General features: G+C 34.4%; 22 protein-coding genes. 11 read left to right on the top strand and 11 right to left on the bottom strand.

What is annotated here, in order from left to right; genetic code table 11:
* Nucleotides 1-123 precede the first annotated feature (123 nt).
* Complete coding sequence (locus DOS84_RS12160) at nucleotides 124-1983, bottom strand: peptidase U32 family protein (protein WP_111410396.1); 1860 nt, start codon at nucleotides 1981-1983, stop codon at nucleotides 124-126.
* 459 nt (nucleotides 1984-2442) lie between these two features.
* Between DOS84_RS12160 and DOS84_RS12165 the strand changes: the two genes are divergently transcribed.
* Entirely contained in the window at nucleotides 2443-3039 is a 597-nt protein-coding gene (locus DOS84_RS12165) for a hypothetical protein (protein WP_111410397.1), read from the top strand.
* Between the two features lie 204 nt (nucleotides 3040-3243).
* Here the strand turns inward: DOS84_RS12165 and DOS84_RS12170 are convergent, their stop codons facing one another.
* A complete protein-coding gene (locus DOS84_RS12170) occupies nucleotides 3244-3825 on the bottom strand; it encodes a hypothetical protein (protein ID WP_111410398.1) in 582 nt (193 codons plus the stop codon).
* A gap of 218 nt (nucleotides 3826-4043) precedes the next feature.
* Between DOS84_RS12170 and DOS84_RS12175 the strand changes: the two genes are divergently transcribed.
* Nucleotides 4044-4892, top strand: a complete 849-nt coding sequence (locus tag DOS84_RS12175; RefSeq protein WP_111410399.1) for an NAD(P)H-hydrate dehydratase — start codon at nucleotides 4044-4046, stop codon at nucleotides 4890-4892.
* Nucleotides 4893-4967: 75 nt separating this feature from the next.
* On the opposite strand, the gene DOS84_RS12180 is transcribed toward DOS84_RS12175, so the two are convergent.
* Complete coding sequence (locus DOS84_RS12180; RefSeq protein ID WP_111410400.1) at nucleotides 4968-5447, bottom strand: hypothetical protein; 480 nt, start codon at nucleotides 5445-5447, stop codon at nucleotides 4968-4970.
* A 69-nt stretch (nucleotides 5448-5516) separates the two neighbouring features.
* Nucleotides 5517-5834 (bottom strand): hypothetical protein, encoded by a 318-nt coding sequence (locus DOS84_RS12185; RefSeq protein WP_111410401.1) that lies wholly within the window; start codon nucleotides 5832-5834, stop codon nucleotides 5517-5519.
* 364 nt (nucleotides 5835-6198) lie between these two features.
* Between DOS84_RS12185 and DOS84_RS12195 the strand changes: the two genes are divergently transcribed.
* From DOS84_RS12195 to DOS84_RS12235, 9 genes are all read left to right on the top strand, one after another.
* Complete coding sequence (locus tag DOS84_RS12195) at nucleotides 6199-6651, top strand: hypothetical protein (RefSeq protein WP_124020642.1); 453 nt, start codon at nucleotides 6199-6201, stop codon at nucleotides 6649-6651.
* A 107-nt stretch (nucleotides 6652-6758) separates the two neighbouring features.
* Nucleotides 6759-7553: a HipA family kinase gene (locus DOS84_RS12200; RefSeq protein WP_111410404.1), complete on the top strand. Its 795-nt coding sequence runs from the start codon at nucleotides 6759-6761 to the stop codon at nucleotides 7551-7553.
* Entirely contained in the window at nucleotides 7531-7914 is a 384-nt protein-coding gene (locus DOS84_RS12205) for a DUF3037 domain-containing protein (RefSeq protein ID WP_111410405.1), read from the top strand. Before DOS84_RS12200 ends, DOS84_RS12205 begins: the two co-directional genes overlap by 23 nt.
* A gap of 352 nt (nucleotides 7915-8266) precedes the next feature.
* Nucleotides 8267-9181, top strand: coding sequence for a GlxA family transcriptional regulator (locus DOS84_RS12210; protein ID WP_111410406.1), 915 nt, complete (start codon nucleotides 8267-8269; stop codon nucleotides 9179-9181).
* A 10-nt stretch (nucleotides 9182-9191) separates the two neighbouring features.
* A complete protein-coding gene (locus tag DOS84_RS12215) occupies nucleotides 9192-9803 on the top strand; it encodes a hypothetical protein (RefSeq protein ID WP_243636374.1) in 612 nt (203 codons plus the stop codon).
* 25 nt (nucleotides 9804-9828) lie between these two features.
* Nucleotides 9829-10149: an NIPSNAP family protein gene (locus tag DOS84_RS12220; protein ID WP_111410407.1), complete on the top strand. Its 321-nt coding sequence runs from the start codon at nucleotides 9829-9831 to the stop codon at nucleotides 10147-10149.
* Nucleotides 10150-10285: 136 nt separating this feature from the next.
* Complete coding sequence (locus DOS84_RS12225) at nucleotides 10286-10855, top strand: cysteine hydrolase family protein (RefSeq protein WP_111410408.1); 570 nt, start codon at nucleotides 10286-10288, stop codon at nucleotides 10853-10855.
* Nucleotides 10856-10881: 26 nt separating this feature from the next.
* On the top strand, nucleotides 10882-11187 hold the full coding sequence (locus tag DOS84_RS12230; RefSeq protein ID WP_111410409.1) for a DUF1272 domain-containing protein: 306 nt from the start codon (nucleotides 10882-10884) through the stop codon (nucleotides 11185-11187).
* Between the two features lie 74 nt (nucleotides 11188-11261).
* Nucleotides 11262-11594, top strand: a complete 333-nt coding sequence (locus DOS84_RS12235) for a gamma-glutamylcyclotransferase family protein (protein WP_111410410.1) — start codon at nucleotides 11262-11264, stop codon at nucleotides 11592-11594.
* 640 nt (nucleotides 11595-12234) lie between these two features.
* On the opposite strand, the gene DOS84_RS12240 is transcribed toward DOS84_RS12235, so the two are convergent.
* From DOS84_RS12240 to DOS84_RS12270, 7 genes are all read right to left on the bottom strand, one after another.
* A complete protein-coding gene (locus DOS84_RS12240; RefSeq protein WP_111410411.1) occupies nucleotides 12235-12525 on the bottom strand; it encodes a YciI family protein in 291 nt (96 codons plus the stop codon).
* Nucleotides 12526-12555: 30 nt separating this feature from the next.
* Nucleotides 12556-12753: a YqaE/Pmp3 family membrane protein gene (locus tag DOS84_RS12245; RefSeq protein WP_111410412.1), complete on the bottom strand. Its 198-nt coding sequence runs from the start codon at nucleotides 12751-12753 to the stop codon at nucleotides 12556-12558.
* A gap of 47 nt (nucleotides 12754-12800) precedes the next feature.
* Nucleotides 12801-13208, bottom strand: coding sequence for a VOC family protein (locus tag DOS84_RS12250; RefSeq protein ID WP_111410413.1), 408 nt, complete (start codon nucleotides 13206-13208; stop codon nucleotides 12801-12803).
* A gap of 244 nt (nucleotides 13209-13452) precedes the next feature.
* Nucleotides 13453-13902: an SRPBCC family protein gene (locus DOS84_RS12255; protein ID WP_111410414.1), complete on the bottom strand. Its 450-nt coding sequence runs from the start codon at nucleotides 13900-13902 to the stop codon at nucleotides 13453-13455.
* Between the two features lie 246 nt (nucleotides 13903-14148).
* Nucleotides 14149-14721, bottom strand: coding sequence for a dihydrofolate reductase family protein (locus tag DOS84_RS12260; protein ID WP_111410415.1), 573 nt, complete (start codon nucleotides 14719-14721; stop codon nucleotides 14149-14151).
* 551 nt (nucleotides 14722-15272) lie between these two features.
* Nucleotides 15273-16568 (bottom strand): threonine synthase, encoded by a 1296-nt coding sequence (gene thrC / locus DOS84_RS12265; protein ID WP_111410416.1) that lies wholly within the window; start codon nucleotides 16566-16568, stop codon nucleotides 15273-15275.
* 82 nt (nucleotides 16569-16650) lie between these two features.
* Nucleotides 16651-17571, bottom strand: coding sequence for a homoserine kinase (locus DOS84_RS12270; RefSeq protein WP_111410417.1), 921 nt, complete (start codon nucleotides 17569-17571; stop codon nucleotides 16651-16653).
* Between the last annotated feature and the right edge of the window lie 55 nt (nucleotides 17572-17626).

The raw sequence follows: 17626 nt of genomic DNA on the forward strand, positions 1-17626 counted from the left end.
TGCGCTCCTTAATTGAAGTTTGCTTTTTAAAAAGAATTCAAAATGTGGACATAAAAAAAACTACAAAATAAAGGTTACTTTACTTTGTAGCTTTGATTGTATCTAAAACAAGAAAATCCTATCTTAATCTTCTTCAATTTCAAATTCGGCATCTTTTTCCCAAATTTCCATTTCGCAGGGCTTGCAGTTGAATTTTAGTTTGTATTCCAATTCCCCCTGTTTCAATACCAAAGGCTCTTTCAATTTGGTTTCCATGGTGTCTCTATGGTATTTTGGACATTTGGCCAATTCGTATTTGATGCAGTATTTGGTTGTCATCACACGTGATTTTCCAGGATCCCATTGCAATTCAAATGCTTTCTCGATTTCGGTCACTCCATGTCGTTCATAAAACTTTCTTGCCAGTTTATTAGAAACATTATACATGAAATCCAATTTGGTTTCAGGATAAGGATGAGATGTTTTTTCGATTTTACGTTCTTCGCGTTTGTAATTTTTCAAACGAATTTCGGATAATTGTTCGTAAACGGCTCTGCGCATTTCATTGATTTTTGAAATAGGTAAAAACCAATTATCCGTAAACTGAACCGTAATTTCATCAGCGGTGTAAGGCGTAAAACCAGTTTTTGCTAATTGTGCTTTGATGTTTTCCTCAATGGACTGGTTGTTTTTGGTTTGTTCTTTCGGGTGAACCAATTGAACGGAACTTACATTCCCATCTTCATCTGTGGCAAGCAATTCAAATCCAGTTTCGTTTTCGAATAACAACAATGAAGTACTTATTTTGCGAACTGCACTGTCTTCACGCTCGACGATTTTGATAAAAGCGGCATCATTGTTACGGTATATGAAAGTTCCGTCTTTGATTTCTTTCAATACGTTTGGATATGCCAGACCATTTTCGACTTTATTTACATAAATACCCTCGGCTTCGTTATTTTCATTGATGTAGCACAAACCGTCACCATTGTTTAATACGTGACCATTTTCAATTTCGTAAGCATTTCCAACAGTACGGATTAGTTTACCGATGTATTGTCCTTTAGATTTAGGACTTTCCCAAGAACCAATAGTGGCGTGACGCTCGTTAACAAAATAATCAGTATAACCGCGGTTGAACGTACGATTCAAAGCCGAATCAAAAGTATAAGTACATTTTCCCGAAGAAGCTTTAATGTATTTATCATTATCAGCCAAGAAAGCATCTAGCTTTTGTCTAAGATAAGAAACGTTATTTTTTACATAGACGATGTCTTTCAATCGGCCTTCGATTTTAAAGGAACAAACTCCAGCTTCAACTAAATTTGGAATTTCGTTCGAAACATCAAAATCTTTGATAGAAAGTAAGTGAGTGTTTTTAATCAGCGTTTCTCCATGACCATCAATCAGGTTGTAGGGCAAACGACAGTTTTGGGCACAAGAACCGCGATTGGCGCTACGTTCTCCATTAGCAACACTCATATAGCAGTTACCGCTGAAAGAAACACATAAAGCTCCGGTAACAAAGAATTCCAACTCCACATCAGTTGCGTTGCTGATTTCTTTGATTTGGTGTAAATTCAATTCACGAGCCAAAACCACACGTTTGATTCCGGCATCGGCCAAAAATTTCATCTTGTCGGCATCTCTGTTGTTGGCTTGCGTACTAGCATGTAAAATGATAGGAGGTAAGTCCATTTCCATAATAGCCATGTCCTGAATAATCAGTGCATCAACACCAATATCATACAATTTCCAAATCATCTGACGGCAAGTTTCCAATTCGTTGTCGTACAGGATAGTATTCATAACCACAAAAACTGGAACATTGTACAAATGGGCATATTTTACCAAGGCAGCAACATCTTCAATCGAGTTGGTGGCATTCGACCGGGCACCAAATTGGGGAGCTCCAACATAAACGGCATCGGCACCACTGTTAATGGCTGCAATACCATGAATTAAATCTTTTGCCGGGGCTAATATTTCTACTTTCTTCTTCATCAGTTGATGATCATTATGTGATTTCTAAAAAGCTATTTGCTTGTGTATTTACAAAAAGCGTGCAAAGTTCTTATAAATAATCCAAGATTTCTAACCCAAATGGATTTTTTTTGAGCTGTACAGAAAAAAGTAAGACTAATGCTAGAGAAAAGAATGGAGTTTCTAATAATTGATTTCTTTTTTCTTATGTACAGTAATACATGGGACTTAGCACCTTTGTAATACAGAAGAAATTTAACTCTGTATAGACATATTGGCAATCGTTTTTTTAGAATTTAAAAAAAAATAATTACGAGAGTTAATTTTAGAATCACATTTCCCGATAAAAATGCAATAAACTTCATGAAAAGTCTGTTATCTAAATAGAGTCTGATTGCATTAGTCAAAGGGATTTGAAAATATTCAAATTAATCAGAAGTATAATAATTAATTGGACTGCTAATAAATAATTTCACATATATGAAAAGGATATTGTTTTTTATTGTTATAATCGGAATGTCCTTAAGTGGATATGCCCAAGAAGAATTCAATGCTAAATACAAACCAATTCCACCCAAAGAAACCAAAAAGAAAAAAGAAATACCTCCAAAAGAAATCTCACCAAAAGTTACGCCGCCTGATATCGTGAAAAAACCTGATTCTTTGCTAGTTGATCCAAAAAAGCTTTTTAATGACATCAATTACTATAAAAAAGAGGCTAATACTGAAGGTATTTATTATAAAAAAAATCAATATTTAGGTAGTATAAAAACTAAATCTTTGACATCCAAAGTACGTTATCGTGACGCTGCGTTTTTGGATGGGGACTATATAAGGGTATTTTTAAATAATAAAGTAATTGTCCCAGAGGTTGTTTTGGAGGGTGACTATAAAGAGTTTGAAATAAAACTGCAAAAAGGGATTAACAGAATTGATATTGAAGCTCTAAATGAAGGCTTTGCTCCCCCAAATACGGCTCAATTTGAAGTTTATGATGATAAAGGAGTTACTGTCATGTCAGACCAATGGAATGTTGGAAAGGGTTATAAAGCAAGCATCATAATAATAAAAGAATAAAAATTATCTCTTTGGTTTTAATTATTTTTTTGCATATTGAGATATTCATATAAAGAAAAACTACTGAGTGAAAATTTATTTCTCAGTAGTTTTGATTATCGATGTGATGTTTTGTCGTAGAATGTAACAGATTATTTACACATCGAAAGCTAGGGAAGAAATATAGATATTGGCAAAGCCAAAGATATTCTTGCAAACAGATTTTTATTTTCGCTCTCCTAGGATGGTTTTATATGCTTGGGTTTTCATTTCGATGAAGTTGTCCAAATAGCCAATTTGGTAAACAACAAAATCAGAGGCGTATTTTTTCTTATCCAGGGTAGCAAATAGATTCAATCGTATTTGTTCCGTTTGTTTATCAAATGCAGATTGGTCTAATTGCATCAGCGACTCATAATCAAAATTTTCTTCGTTTTTGGAAAAAGTAGTTACAAATTCGTTTTCAGTAGCACCTTTTCCAATAAAAATTATGGTTTTTCCAGGTTCTTTAGAATCCACAGTAATCTTTAAATCATATCCATTATTTAGATATATTCCATTAGGAAAAACATTCGAACAATTGCTTACATAATATTTGTCAGCTCTTATATTCAAAGTGTCTTTAAAAATCCCGTCTTTATCTACTTTGATTACTTTTTTGAAATTTGGATTTTTGTATGAGATAATAACCAAAGAATCGACTTCAAGGTTGGCGATTTTCACTTTTAGAGACGCGTAGTTCTTGGATTGGCTATTGGCATTAAATGCAAAAAATAGTGTAATTGCGAATGGTAATAGTTTTTTCATTAAAATATTTGATTTATTAGTATATCGCAAAAATATTTCAATTTCCTGTCTGCAATGTTAACCGAGCAATAAGTTAGTGTTTACAATTTATTTCGGAATCTTTTAAGTAAAGGTGAATGATTCATTGAAAGTGATTTTAGAATTTAAAAGATTTTAAAACAATATAGAATTTGAAATTTTAGTTTAGAATTTCGTACTTTTAATGGAAAATTCATCTGATGAACAGTCCTACTCCGCTTGACCGTAATGAAATTCTAAAACGCTACAAAACAATTGATAAATATACCCATAAAGGCATACAGGGACATGTTTTGATTATTGGTGGGAGTTATGGAAAGATTGGGGCTGTGTGTTTGGCATCGAAAGCGGCGCTGAAAACGGGTTGCGGATTGGTTACCGCTTTTGTACCGCAATGCGGTTACGAAATTGTGCAAGCCTCCGTTCCAGAAGTAATGGTAGTGACTGATGACCATGAAAAATATATTTCGGAAATTGCCTTGAATTTGGATGTCAATGCAATAGGGATTGGTCCGGGAATGGGACAGAAAATGGCAACGCAAAAGGCACTTCATGATTTTCTGTCAAACACCAGTATTCCACTAGTGATTGATGCCGATGCGTTGAATATTTTATCGAATAATCCGTCTTGGGTGGCATTGGTTTCTCCCCGAACTATTTTGACTCCTCATCCCAAAGAGTTGGAACGGCTTATTGGTAAATGGCATTCGGATGAGGAAAAACTTGGTAAAACAGTCGTTTTTTCGCTTGTAAATCAAGTGGTAATTGTAATGAAAGGCGCTCCAACTTACATTATTAACGGCGAAATGATTTATGTGAATACAACGGGAAACGCTGCACTTGCCACTGCAGGAAGCGGAGATGTCCTTACGGGAATGATTACGAGTCTTTTGGCGCAATCCTATAGTCCCATTGATGCGGCTTTATTGGGGGTGTACCTCCACGGATTGACTGCCGATATCGCTTTGCCCACAACGGGTTATCAGTCTTTTATTGCTTCGGATATTATCGAAAATATTGGGAGAGCGTATTTGAGTTTGGAAAATTAAAAGTTAATAAATATTCATATAAAAAAAAGAGACAAGAATGACTTGTCTCTTTTGGTTTCTATTAAAAATGCTGTTTTAATAGGTGTATGCCATAGCTTCTATTTTTGAATCGGTTTGTTTGGTAATCACAACAAAAGGAAAACCCTGTTTTGCGGCCTGTTTTTTTATATTTGTTAAAGCTTCTGCAATCCAATCTGATTTTGTGAATCCTTTTGGTTTGTGAATTATGGTTTTTAAAATCGCTCCCTGCTGTAAACCAATTGTTTGATCTTTTGTTAAAAATTGTACTTTTTTATATCCTGTCTTTCCAGAAACATCTACTTTGTGATTATCAATAATTAAACTGTTAGTTTTTTTATCGATTATTTTTTCAATAGCAAAAAGACTTATTTCATTTAGGGTGCTGTTTCCAGAAACTGAATAATAAACTGTGTTGTTTTTGGTGGTGACATAATTTACTTCTAGTTTTTCTCCATTTTGTTTTACAATAATATGAGAGTCGGCAAATAGAAATGAGGTAAATAAAGTGAGTGCAATCGTGAATATCGTTTTCATATATGTTTGAATTTTAATTTAATTGTATAAAAATTTTTCCGAAGCTAAAATTGGTTTCGAAAGTTGATCTTAGGCAAATAAATGAAATTCAGGAGGTGGATTTGATAAATCCAAGATTACAGATTGTGGTAAGGTAGTCCCTTTGCTAAAGTGAAATTCTGTCGAAACTATAGTTTGAAAAGGAATGCTAAAAGGAGTTGGAAAGTCTAAAACTATTTCAATTTTTTTCTCCTCCACTTCTGATTTGCCTTCTGGCACAGCTTCCTTTTTATCCACAATTTTTTTTTCGGTGGAAATTTTTATAATATTTGAAACAGATGACGTAACCCAAGAAAGGGTTAGCAGTAAGCAAAGGGTATAAAGTGCTATTCTACGGACTGTTTTCATATTTACAAATATATGTTGAAACATCAGTAAAGCCAACGATTTTAACAGAGTTTTGTCTATTCTTTGATTGAATAATTGATCTCTTAGTAGATATTTACCTTTTAAGAGAATTGGGTGACGCCTTGAAATATCGCTGTGATTTCAATAAAGCTCCATTAAAATTGGCACTTATGTTTATTGTTGAAATTGGTTAAATCTGAATATTCTCCAATTATTGGTTTTTTGTCAGCTATTATTGTTGTTTTTCTTCAAATAATTAGCTCATCAGTATTAAATTTGGGAAGAAGTTTGCTGGAAATTATAAAAATTGGTCAAGCTTATTTTTTGATATTTTATATTTGTCCTGTCAATTTATTCTATGGAAATGGGAACAAGTAAACAAATAGTAAAAAAACTGTTTTTTGTGGTAGCTGTGATTTTTTTGCTGCATAGCTGCAACAAGAGAGAAAATAGTTCTATTAAAAAATTTTACAAAGCTTCAAAAGGAGATTCAACAGCTTATCTATCATTAGTTTTTACAAAAAATACTTTTTATGGTGAATATGAAATCCAATATGGACTTTTAGGAAAAGATTCTGGAGCCGTTCGGGGAAATCGTATTGGAGACACATTGAGAGGTGACTTTTGCTACAGATCTTATGGTGGAGACATAAAAAGAGTCCCTTTTGTTTTATTGGAAAGGAATCAAAAATTAAAAATGGGAACAGGATTAATTTCGACCTACATGACAATACCCTTCTATGTGAAAGGGACATTGGAATTTAAAGAATCCAATTTTTTATTTAAACCAATAGAACAAAGTCGGTTTGGAAAATAATTTTTTGTGAATCGCTATTCTGTGTAAGACAAAATAAGCAACCTTATTAGAGAAAGTGTGAATTGAAGAGCAGTAATTTGTAAATTTGTAGTTCGTAAAATCATACTATGAGAAAACCACTTGAATTAAGAACCGTAAATGTTACGCGCTATATTTCGCCACTGCGGGAAGGTGGTTCGTTGCCTGCTCTTGCCGAAGCGGATGATGATTTTAAATATGTTTTGAAATTCAGGGGTGCGGGACATGGCGTAAAAGCGCTGATTGCCGAACTCATAGGTGGAGAAATTGCCCGGGTTTTGAAGCTTAAAATGCCCGAATTGGTGTTTGCCAATCTCGACGAAGCCTTTGGTCGTACCGAAGGCGATGAGGAAATTCAAGATTTACTGCAAGGAAGCCAAGGGCTGAATCTGGCCTTACACTTTTTGTCGGGTGCTATTACTTTTGACCCCGTAGTAACGAAATTGTCTGCTGAGTTGGCATCGCAAATCGTTTGGCTCGATGCTTTTATTACCAATGTCGATCGTACGTTCCGCAATACCAATATGCTTATTTGGCACAAAGAATTATGGCTCATAGACCACGGAGCATCTTTGTATTTTCACCATTCATGGAATACTTGGGAAACACATGCCAAAAGCCCTTTTGCGCTGATAAGAGATCATGTCTTGCTTCCTCAAGCGACCGAATTGGTAGCAACTGATCTTGCTTTTAGAAAGTTACTCACCAAAGAAATATTACAGGATATTGTCGATTATATACCCGAAGATTGGCTCCATTGGGAAGATACCGAGCAAACTCCTGACGAAATTCGTGATGTATATTTTCAGTTTTTATGGACCAGATTGAATCATTCAGAAATTTTTATAAATGAAGCCCAAAATGCCAGAGAAAAACTTATATGAGTATGCCGTTGTTCGCGTTGTGCCAAAGGTGGAACGAGAGGAATTCCTGAATGTAGGCGTTATTCTGTTTTGCAAAAGCGCCAAATTCATAAAGATGCTCTATTCTGTCAATGAGACAAAATTGTTGATGTTTTCGGAGGATTTTGACTTGGAACAACTCGAATTGAATTTAGCATCCTTCCAGAAAATCGCTCATGGGGGCAAAGACGGCGGACCTATTGGCGAGTTTGATATTCCGTCCCGTTTTCGTTGGCTGACCGCTACCCGAAGCTCGGCGATACAGACTTCGAGGCCGCATTCGGGTTTCTGTGAGGATTTGGATAAAACCATTCAACGACTGTTTGAAGAACTGGTTTTGTAACTCCTACTATTTTTATAATTTGGGCGTAACCCCAAAGCAGAAAATTTCGTTTTCGATTCATCATTCTACTACTTTGGGGGCGGGCTTTTGGCTTTATCTTTATTTTTTTAAAGAAAAAAAATAAAGGATATCGCCGCAAATGAAATTCACTGAACTCCAATGAAAATAAATACAATGTGAGGTAATCCCTTACGCGGGCTACACCTAGATTGCGAAAAATCTATGAGTGTCTGAGAAAACCAGTTCGTTCTAATTTTTAATTGGTTTTTATTTGGCTGAAAATGTCTTTTTATTGACTAACCAACAAAAACTTTAGTCACTACATTTGCTCTGTAACTTATTATTTATAGTGATGAATCAAAAATTCGTATTCTTAGTTTTACCACAAATACATCTTATGGATTTGGCTGGGCCAGACCAAGCCATTCTTGAAGCTATAGGTTTTGGTGCCGATTTTGAAATTGAATATTGCAATCTGGAAAACAATGTTGTAACCACAGCTGGATTGCCAATTGCAAATTTGAAACACTTTTCCGAAGTGCAATTTAAGAAAGGTGATTTTTTAATTATTCCGGGATCAAATGCAAATTATCTGATTTCTGATGAATTTAAAAAACATACTGATTTATTCAATTGGATAATAAAAAGCTATAATTCTGGTATTAAAATGGTAAGTATTTGTGCAGGTGCATTTGTTTTGGCTGAATGTGGCTTGTTAAACAATATTCCTTGTACAACACATTTTAAAAAAACGAAACAATTGCAAGAATTATATCCGCAAGCTAAAGTTATTGACAATATTCTTTTTACACAACATGAAGGCATTTATACAAGTGCTGGAATTGCTTCAGGTATCGATGTGACATTACATATTATTGAAGAACTAAAAGGAAGTCATTTTGCTCATCTTGTTGCTAGGGAATTGGTTGTTTACAATAGAAGAGGAGGAAATCAGAAGCAAGAAAGTGAACTGCTGGGTTTTAGAAACCATATCCATTCGGGAATTCATAAAGTTCAAGATTGGATTATTGAAAACATCAATCAAAAAACAAATCTGGATGAATTGGCAGAAATTGCTTGTATGAGCGAACGTAATTTTACTCGAATATTCAAAAAAGAAACTGCAATTACTGTAAATGATTATATCACTATTATCCGAAAAGAAAAAATTAAGGAATTTTTAAAAAATCCTGATTTAACCAGATTAGAGATTGCTTCACACGTTGGATTACAAAGTGAAAGACAGTTAAGTCGGCTAATTAATTAAAATATCAATCATGAAAAATTCAAAAAAACAATTTCTGCTGATTATTTTATCAATGGTGATGCTTTCTGCAAACGCTCAAAATTCAAAAACAAAAACTATGGAACTAACACAAAACAAACAAGCGAAAATTTTAGACATTAAACCTTCAACAACATCTTCAGAAAATGATTTTGATTTTTTGCAAGGCAAATGGAAAGTTCACAATCGTAAGCTAAAATCAAGATTAACCAATAGTAACGAATGGACTGAATTTGAGGCTGAATTGCACATGAAAAAAACATTAAACGGATTTGGGAACTTAGAAAATTTCTATACAAACAATAATGGTGAACCTTATGAGGGAATGGCAATTCGTCTTTTTAATAAGGTATCAAAACTTTGGAAAATATATTGGATTGATAGCAACGGCACTACCATGGATGAAAAACCTGTAACGGGTTCATTTGAAAATGGCTTGGGAAAATTTTATACAAATGACATCTTTAATGAAAAAGAAATTCTTGTGGTATATCAATGGGATGCTACTAATTTGGAACATCCAAAATGGTCACAAGCGTTTTCGACTGATAATGGAAAAACATGGGAGTGGAATTGGAAAATGGAATTGTCAAGAATAGAATAGTTCAAAATCAATATATAAAACTAAAATGATAACTGAATTACGAACGTACAAACTCAAAAAAGGCACAAGCGAAACCTTTGAAAAAATATTTACTGAACAAAGTTTACCAATGTTAAAACGTTGGAAAGTAAAAGTTGTTGATTTTGGATTTTCATTAATTGATCAAGAGAGTTTCTACCTAATTAGATCATACGAAAGTATTGAACAACGAAAACAAAGTCAAGACGCATTTTACGGAAGCGAGGAATGGATTAATGGACCAGACAAACCGCTAATTGATTGCATTGAGACCTACAATACAGCGATTGTTGACAGCACAAAACTGTCAATAATAAATACATTATGAATTAACAAGACGAACTGAAGTTAAGGGTGAAGTGTTAAATTGAACATTTGTATTTCTAAAACTCCTACTTCACAAAGCCTAAAACGGTAGTGGTCATTTTACCGAAACTCTCAAACATTTAAACAAACAAAGAAAAATGAATATATCAAAATTAGACAATCCTGCCTTAATTCTTATTGACATTCAAAAAGGATTTGATAACATCCAATATTGGGGTGGACAAAGAAATAATCCAGAAGCAGAAAAGAATGCAAGTGAACTTTTGAAACTTTGGAGAGCCAATAATCTTCCAATTTTTCACATTAAACATTGTTCATCAAACCCAACCTCGTTACTTCACGAGACAAACGCAGGAAACGAATTTAAAGACATCGTTAAACCAATTGGCGAAGAACCAATAATAAAAAAGAATGTGAACAGTGCTTTTATTGGGACAAACTTAAAAGAACAACTTGACAATGCCAAAATTTATAAACTTGTTATTGTCGGTTTGACAACTGATCATTGTGTTTCGACAACTACAAGAATGGCTGGAAATTTTGGTTATGAAACATTTCTTGTTTCAGATGCAACGGCAACATTTAATAAAAAAGGGATAAAGGGACAAAATTTTTCCGCGGAACTTATTCATGAAACAGCTCTTGCAAGTTTAAATGACGAATTTGCGACTGTCGTAACTACTAAGTTAATTAAAGAAAACATTTAATTTAAAAAACTTTAAACTTAAGTATTATGCTTGAAATGAGACCAACCTGTGAAAATTGCGGCAAATTATTGCCAAACGAATCAAGTGAAGCTATGATTTGTACACACGAGTGTACTTTCTGTGAAGAGTGCGTGGAAAATGAATTAAAAAATGTTTGCCCTAATTGTGGTGGTGGTTTTGAAAAACGACCAACGAGACCAACAAACTGTCTAACATCGAATTGCATTACAAATTATCCCGTCAGTACTATAATAAAATACAGACCAGTTAATAAGGAGAAATATAGGTTGATACATGAAACATTTGTACATATTGACCCAAGAAAAAGATAAATGAAAAACAACAAACAACAAACCTTAAAACAGGTGATAACTGTTGCGCAACTCTTTTCGAAAATCTACTATAAATGCCATTACTCTTTTCCTACGGTACGCTTCAGAAAGAACAAGTCCAAATTGAAACTTTTGGGAGACTTTTAAAAGGTGAAAAAGATTCACTTATGGGGTATGAATTAAAAATGATGGAAATAACGGATCCCGAAGTTTTGAGAAAAAGTAGGCAAAAGTTTCATCCTATTATTGAATTTTCGGGAAATAAAAATAATGAAGTTGAAGGAATGCTTTTTGAAGTTACAGATGAAGAAATAACAAATGCTGACGACTATGAAGTTGATGATTATAAAAGAATTGAAACCTCATTTAAATCTGGAAAAGTAGGATTTATTTATGTAAAGAAATAAAATACAGCGCTCCCCAAAGTATTTACCAAGCGTTGACAAGTAGTCTCCTGATTTTTTCCAAGAATGTCTTTAGAAGTTCAATATACGTATTTTTTAAACGGAATTTTTCAAGCCCAATTATTGAAAAACCTACAAAATAATAGGTTTTATTTTGTAGGTTTTGATTGTGGATTTGTATTGAGCGCTTTGCGTGTGTGGTGAAGTCGGGTCTGGAAAGCTTAGGGGATTTCTAAGTAGATAGTAACGAAGACTTCGTGAGCGTAACCCTAAAGCAAAAAAAAAATGTTTTTGATTCAACTAACTACCGCTTTGAGGCCGGGTTTTTGGCTTTAGCTTTATTTTTTAAACAAAAAAATAAAGGATATCACCACAATCCCTTACGTGAGCTTTACATTGATGAAGAAATTTAGCGATTAAACATTGATATTTCATCTGATAAAAGAAGATTAAAAAATTGACGGACTGAAATTGATTGTATCGCTATCCCAAGGCCATTCAACAGTTTTGTTAATTCCAAAATGTTTGTATCGATTTGTAAATTGATTGATGGTAATCAAAATTAGTAATGAAATTAAAACCATCTTTTTTGAAAAAAAAATCGAAATAATTTAATATTGGTTTTGGTCTAAATGATAAAATGCTATTTTTCTATAAAAACCTTAAAATCTTCATCATATTTGGTTGGGTTGACTTCGGTAATCTCATAATCAGCAATTTCATTTTGATAAAAAGGATCTTGCTTAATAATTTCTTGCAGCGAATCTCTGTTTACATTGCGAGCCAATATGATACCTCCTGTTCTCGGATTTTTTCTGCCTGAAAAAATGAATTTCTTCTCGGAATAGTATTTGTCTAAAAATTGAATATGTGGATCGATAAATTTTTCGACCTCGCTGATGTCTTTTTTATAGGATAATGAAATGATAAACATGTAGTGTTTTTTGTTTTTATTACTTCTCTTTTATTTAACTTTTATAGCCTTAATCAGCTTATTGTTGCGTTTATCAGCTCTCGAGTTTTGTAATGAAATAACGGCCCAAATTGCTGCGGGAATCCAGCCAATTAAAGTTATTTGCAAAATCAGGCAAAGAATAGATGTGAGTATTCTGCCTCTCAAAAAGAAAGAAACAAACGGAAAAAATATTGCAATTAATGTCATATTCTGGGTTGTCTAAAAATCAGTTATTTGTTTTGAGTTCTGTATTGTTATGCTGTTGGGAATTTAGAAATATCCATATAGAAAATTTCCCAAGTATGTCCGTCAAAATCTTCGATCGTGCGCTGTTGCATAAAACCATAATCTTTCATTTCGCTTGACTCTATTCCGCCGGCGTTTAGTCCATTTGTCACGATGCTGTTCACTTCATCAACACTTTCAGTTGATAATGAAAAAAGCCCCGCAACACTTGATTTGGTGTCTGCAATGGGTTTGGTTGCAAAGTTTGAAAATTTTTCGTGTGTCAACAGCATGACATAAATGTTTTCACTCCAAACCATACACTTTCCGCTGTCGTCTGAAAATTGAGGATTGTTTGTAAAGCCTAATGCGTTATAAAAGGCCATAGATTTTTGCAAATCGGTTACTGCTAAATTGATAAAAATTTGTTTTGCCATTTTTTTAAATTTTATACTATTTTTTTTACTAAGTCACTGTATTATAAAATAAACCACATTTAATTTCAAACATATAAGTCATATAACTCAAAGAAAGTTAGTTTGACAGCTTAGTGATTAAAGTGAATATAAGTTAAAACGTTCTTTGTATGTTTTTTTGATTTCACTTAAATGAGCTATTGGTTTTAACTGATTTTATTAAAATTTAAAACTTATATGACTTATATGTTTTAAAAAGACTGCGTTAAGCATCGGGAATATTCGGTTCGATCAAACGTTTTAATTTGTCTAACGATTCCTGCCAGCCTAGATAACACATTTCAGTTGGTATTGCATCAGGGATTCCTTCCTGTGTTGCAAAAAGTTCTGTACCACATAGTACTTTTCGGAGTTCGATTGTGGTAATCATTTGTCCTGGTAAGTTTGGGTCGTCAAACTCATCTGAATATTTTAATCGTTCATTAGGTATGATTTCCAAATATTCGCCGCCAAAGGAATGACTGCTACCCGTAGTAAAATTGGTAAACGACATTTTGTATTTTCCGCCAATTTGGAAATCCATACTATGTACTTTGCAGACAAAACCATAAGGCGGTAACCAGGAAGCCATTGCATCAGCATCTGTGAATGCTTTATAAACTTTTTCTGGAGGCGCTGTAAAAACTCTGTGAAGTGTAACTTTATTATTTGCCATGGTGTTCTTTTTTAGATAGTTAAATTTAATGCTTTTCTGGATTAAATTTTTCTGTTTGGCTAAAAAAAAATTGGTGGTCGGGGATTTTTATTTTACGATGAACGTTTGTCTGCTTAAAGATATGGCCTATTAAGAAAGCCTAAACTTTCGGTTAATGACTAATTTTAAAAGTACAAAGCATCTTTAAATTAAGCCTAAACCCGCCGTATTACCAAACGGCGGTTAGCAGTTCATTGTTTTTTAGTTTTATCTATTTCCAGGTTTTAAAAATAAATGCGTCGCACCAGGAGTTTCAATGACTTTTATTTTAGTTAATTCATTAATCTTATTGTTTTCTTTTTCAAAAAGCCGCGTTCCACTACCAAGCAATATAGGGGCAATATGGATGTGTATCTCATCTAATAAGTCGGCTTGCAAAAATTGTTGAGCTACGCTTGCGCCCCCCATAACCAATATGTCCTTTTTCTTTGCAATAGATCTCGCCTGTGATAATGCAGTTTTTATACCATCGTTAACGACAGTAAAACCTTTAATTACATTCATTTTTTTAGAACTTAAAATTAATGCAGGAACAGGGAAAGGCGATTGACTTTTCCAAACTCCATCAATAGCAGTTATGTAAGTCCTGCTCCCTAAAATTACAGCGCCACAATTTTTGAACATATCAGAGGCGATTTCTTCATCTTCCTTTTGCTTGTTGGCAAAAAGCCATTTATGCAATAATTGACCGTTTAAGCCCAATGGATTTTCTTGTGTAATTGCCTGCCCTGCTGTAAAGCCATCTAATGACATTGTAATGCTTAAAAAAACCTTTCCCATTTTTTATATTAGTAGCCTGTTCTTAGTTATTGTTAATTTTGTCACAATGACTGCTAACCATTATAATTTGTACAAAACTAACTTTCGCTAATGTTGCCAACTTGCAGTTGTATACACGAAAGTTTGTTTCGTTTTTCTACCTCAAATATATGTTTTTTTCTTATCGTTTTTGAATTTTCATACTGAACTAAAAATGCTTTAGTTTTTAATACTATGGTTCTTTAATAACCTGCTGCTGTCGTAGCCCTGATGGTCGAATTGCTCTCGCAATTACCTGTGCAATTGGGGTTTAAGCACACAGATACAGTGGACAGCAGACACGAGCGAAGTGAACTGACGAAGTAATTAGCTCCAAAAAAATATTTTTTCTAATTTTAAAATATTGCCTTTGAAAAAGTGTGTATGATTACATTTTTTCAAAGGAAAAAGTCCGAGTATTGAATATAATTAGAAATTATTAACGAATTTTCTCAAAAAAAAGAAAAACCATTTAAATCTCACTAAACAAAGAAAAACTTAAATGGTCTTATATGACTTATATGGTAAAAAAATTACTTTGAATTAAGGAACTCTTTCAATTCATCATAATTCGAAATTTTTACGCTAACTTTCTCTTTGTTCATCACGCTTTCTATTTGTGTCGGCAGCGGCAAAGTAATACCCAAAGCAGGCTCGACTACATCAAGAAACTTGATAGGATGTGCTGTTTCCAGGAAAACACCAATAGCGTTTGGTATGTTTTGCAATTCTTTTTTCAATCCCAAATAGCCAACAGCTCCGTGTGGCTCCGCGATATAACCTCTTTCGTTGTAGATGGCTTTTAGTGCCACTAAAGTTTCAGCATCAGTAAAAGTATAGGATGTAAAATCTTTTTTGAATTGCTCCAAATCATTTTGGTACATCTCCTGAATACGAACGAAGTTACTTGGATTCCCAACATCCATAGCATTCGAAATCGTTGCGATAGATGGTTTTGGATCGTAAATTCCGCTAGCAAGGAACCTAGGAACGGTATCGTTTACATTGGTGGAAGCCACAAAATGTTCGATAGGTAACCCTAATTTTTTGGCAATGATACCCGCACAAATATTCCCGAAGTTTCCGCTTGGACAAGAGAAAATTAACGGTTTACCTTGGCTTTTCAACGCTTTGTAAGCAAAGAAAAAGTAAAACATTTGTGGTAGCCAGCGCGCTATATTAATTGAATTGGCGGAGGTCAGGTGGATGTGCTCTAAATCTTTATCGAGAAACGCTTTTTTGACCATGTCCTGGCAATCATCAAAAACACCGTCAACTTCAAGGGCTTTTATATTTTGTCCCAAAGTAGTCAGTTGTTTTTCCTGTATGTCGCTCACTTTTCCCGACGGATAAAGAATAACCACATCAACACCGTTTACACCTAGAAAACCACTGGCAACGGCACCTCCTGTATCTCCGGAAGTCGCTACAAGCACTGTGTTTTTGTTATCTTTGTTATCTTTGTTGAAATACGCCAGGCAACGTGACATAAATCTCGCTCCCACATCTTTGAATGCCATAGTTGGGCCGTGAAATAATTCAAGAGAGTAGATTCCGTTTTCTACTTCGACCAAAGGAAAATCGAAACACAAGGTTTCGGCTATGATTTGTTTTAACGTTTCGGCTGGGATTTCGCCTCCCACAAATTGTTTGATGGCTTCAAAAGCTATTTCTTCGTGTGATAAACTTTCGATTGTATCAAAAAAGCTTGTTGCTAATGATGTAATGGTTTCTGGAAAATACAATCCTTTATCTGTTGCTAATCCTTGTATTACTGCTTCTTGAAAAGAAACGTTGGGTGCATTATGGTTTAAACTGTAATATTTCATTTCTAAATTTTAGATTTTGGATAGTTAATAGGTGCTATCGTCAATTATAATTTTTAATTTCTGCCTTCTGCTTTCTACAATCTTATATTATCTTCATTCCTTCGTCATTCACTTTGGAAACGTGAATTTCATAAGGCAAATTCATTTCTTCGTAAACGGCACTCATTGCTTTGGCAATTTTATCGGCGTTTTCTTTTCCTTTGCTTAAAGCAAAAATAGAAGGACCTGAACCTGAAATTCCTGAGCCTAAAGCTCCGTTTTCATAAGCGGTTTGCTTGATTAAATCAAATCCCGGAATCAGCATAGAGCGGATCGGTTCGATGATTTCATCGTGTAAAGAACGGCCGATCAATTCGTAATCTTGAGTATAAAGACCAGCTACTAGTCCGCCAACATTTCCCCATTGAGTAATGGCACTTTTTAAGGAGACAGTTTGTTTCAAAACCGAGCGCGCATCTGATGTTTTTAACTCAATTTGAGGATGAACTACTGTTGCGTATAATTCGGAAGGGCTGTCAATTTTGATAATATCCAAAGGATTTGAGCTACGAACCAATGTAAAACCTCCCAAAAGGGCAGGGGCAACATTGTCGGCATGAGCATTTCCACTGGCTAACTTTTCGCCTTGCATAGCAAATTTCACTAGTTCTACCCTAGTAAAAGGGCGTCCCAACAATTCGTTGATTCCAAAAACCGCACCTGCAGAACTGGCGGCACTACTACCGATACCGCTTCCTGCTTTGATGTGTTTGTAAATTTCGATTTCAAAACCAAATTCAGTTTCCACTTCCTCCAGCATTGCCAAAGCAGCAACTCCGGCAACATTGTTTTCGGTTTCCAATGGTAAATCAGCACCTACGATTTTGGTAATGCGAACTCCTTTCACATCAGATTTGCGGACAATCATTTCGTCGCCTGCGGTGGCTAAACAAAGTCCAAGTACATCAAAACCACACGAAAGATTCGCAATAGTAGCTGGGCAAAATAGTTTTATTTCAGTCATTTTTTTTAGATTCTAAGATGCTAAGTTTCTAAGTTTCTGAGATGGCTTAGCATCT

It is taken from the genome of Flavobacterium aquariorum, from assembly GCF_003254745.1.
Classification (GTDB): domain Bacteria; phylum Bacteroidota; class Bacteroidia; order Flavobacteriales; family Flavobacteriaceae; genus Flavobacterium; species Flavobacterium aquariorum.

Excerpts from the sequence above, each read along its gene's own strand:
- DOS84_RS12160 (WP_111410396.1), bottom strand. The coding sequence starts at position 1,983 with ATGAAGAAGAAAGTAGAAATATTAGCCCCGGCAAAAGATTTAATTCAT.
- DOS84_RS12260 (WP_111410415.1), bottom strand. The coding sequence starts at position 14,721 with ATGGGAAAGGTTTTTTTAAGCATTACAATGTCATTAGATGGCTTTACA.
- DOS84_RS12180 (WP_111410400.1), bottom strand. The coding sequence starts at position 5,447 with ATGAAAACGATATTCACGATTGCACTCACTTTATTTACCTCATTTCTA.
- DOS84_RS12245 (WP_111410412.1), bottom strand. The coding sequence starts at position 12,753 with ATGACATTAATTGCAATATTTTTTCCGTTTGTTTCTTTCTTTTTGAGA.
- DOS84_RS12270 (WP_111410417.1), bottom strand. The coding sequence starts at position 17,571 with ATGACTGAAATAAAACTATTTTGCCCAGCTACTATTGCGAATCTTTCG.
- thrC (WP_111410416.1), bottom strand. The coding sequence starts at position 16,568 with ATGAAATATTACAGTTTAAACCATAATGCACCCAACGTTTCTTTTCAA.
- DOS84_RS12210 (WP_111410406.1), top strand. The coding sequence starts at position 8,267 with ATGAATCAAAAATTCGTATTCTTAGTTTTACCACAAATACATCTTATG.
- DOS84_RS12225 (WP_111410408.1), top strand. The coding sequence starts at position 10,286 with ATGAATATATCAAAATTAGACAATCCTGCCTTAATTCTTATTGACATT.
- DOS84_RS12175 (WP_111410399.1), top strand. The coding sequence starts at position 4,044 with ATGAACAGTCCTACTCCGCTTGACCGTAATGAAATTCTAAAACGCTAC.
- DOS84_RS12255 (WP_111410414.1), bottom strand. The coding sequence starts at position 13,902 with ATGGCAAATAATAAAGTTACACTTCACAGAGTTTTTACAGCGCCTCCA.
- DOS84_RS12205 (WP_111410405.1), top strand. The coding sequence starts at position 7,531 with ATGCCAGAGAAAAACTTATATGAGTATGCCGTTGTTCGCGTTGTGCCA.
- DOS84_RS12230 (WP_111410409.1), top strand. The coding sequence starts at position 10,882 with ATGCTTGAAATGAGACCAACCTGTGAAAATTGCGGCAAATTATTGCCA.
- DOS84_RS12200 (WP_111410404.1), top strand. The coding sequence starts at position 6,759 with ATGAGAAAACCACTTGAATTAAGAACCGTAAATGTTACGCGCTATATT.
- DOS84_RS12165 (WP_111410397.1), top strand. The coding sequence starts at position 2,443 with ATGAAAAGGATATTGTTTTTTATTGTTATAATCGGAATGTCCTTAAGT.
- DOS84_RS12215 (WP_243636374.1), top strand. The coding sequence starts at position 9,192 with ATGAAAAATTCAAAAAAACAATTTCTGCTGATTATTTTATCAATGGTG.
- DOS84_RS12195 (WP_124020642.1), top strand. The coding sequence starts at position 6,199 with ATGGGAACAAGTAAACAAATAGTAAAAAAACTGTTTTTTGTGGTAGCT.
- DOS84_RS12235 (WP_111410410.1), top strand. The coding sequence starts at position 11,262 with ATGCCATTACTCTTTTCCTACGGTACGCTTCAGAAAGAACAAGTCCAA.
- DOS84_RS12220 (WP_111410407.1), top strand. The coding sequence starts at position 9,829 with ATGATAACTGAATTACGAACGTACAAACTCAAAAAAGGCACAAGCGAA.
- DOS84_RS12250 (WP_111410413.1), bottom strand. The coding sequence starts at position 13,208 with ATGGCAAAACAAATTTTTATCAATTTAGCAGTAACCGATTTGCAAAAA.
- DOS84_RS12240 (WP_111410411.1), bottom strand. The coding sequence starts at position 12,525 with ATGTTTATCATTTCATTATCCTATAAAAAAGACATCAGCGAGGTCGAA.
- DOS84_RS12185 (WP_111410401.1), bottom strand. The coding sequence starts at position 5,834 with ATGAAAACAGTCCGTAGAATAGCACTTTATACCCTTTGCTTACTGCTA.
- DOS84_RS12170 (WP_111410398.1), bottom strand. The coding sequence starts at position 3,825 with ATGAAAAAACTATTACCATTCGCAATTACACTATTTTTTGCATTTAAT.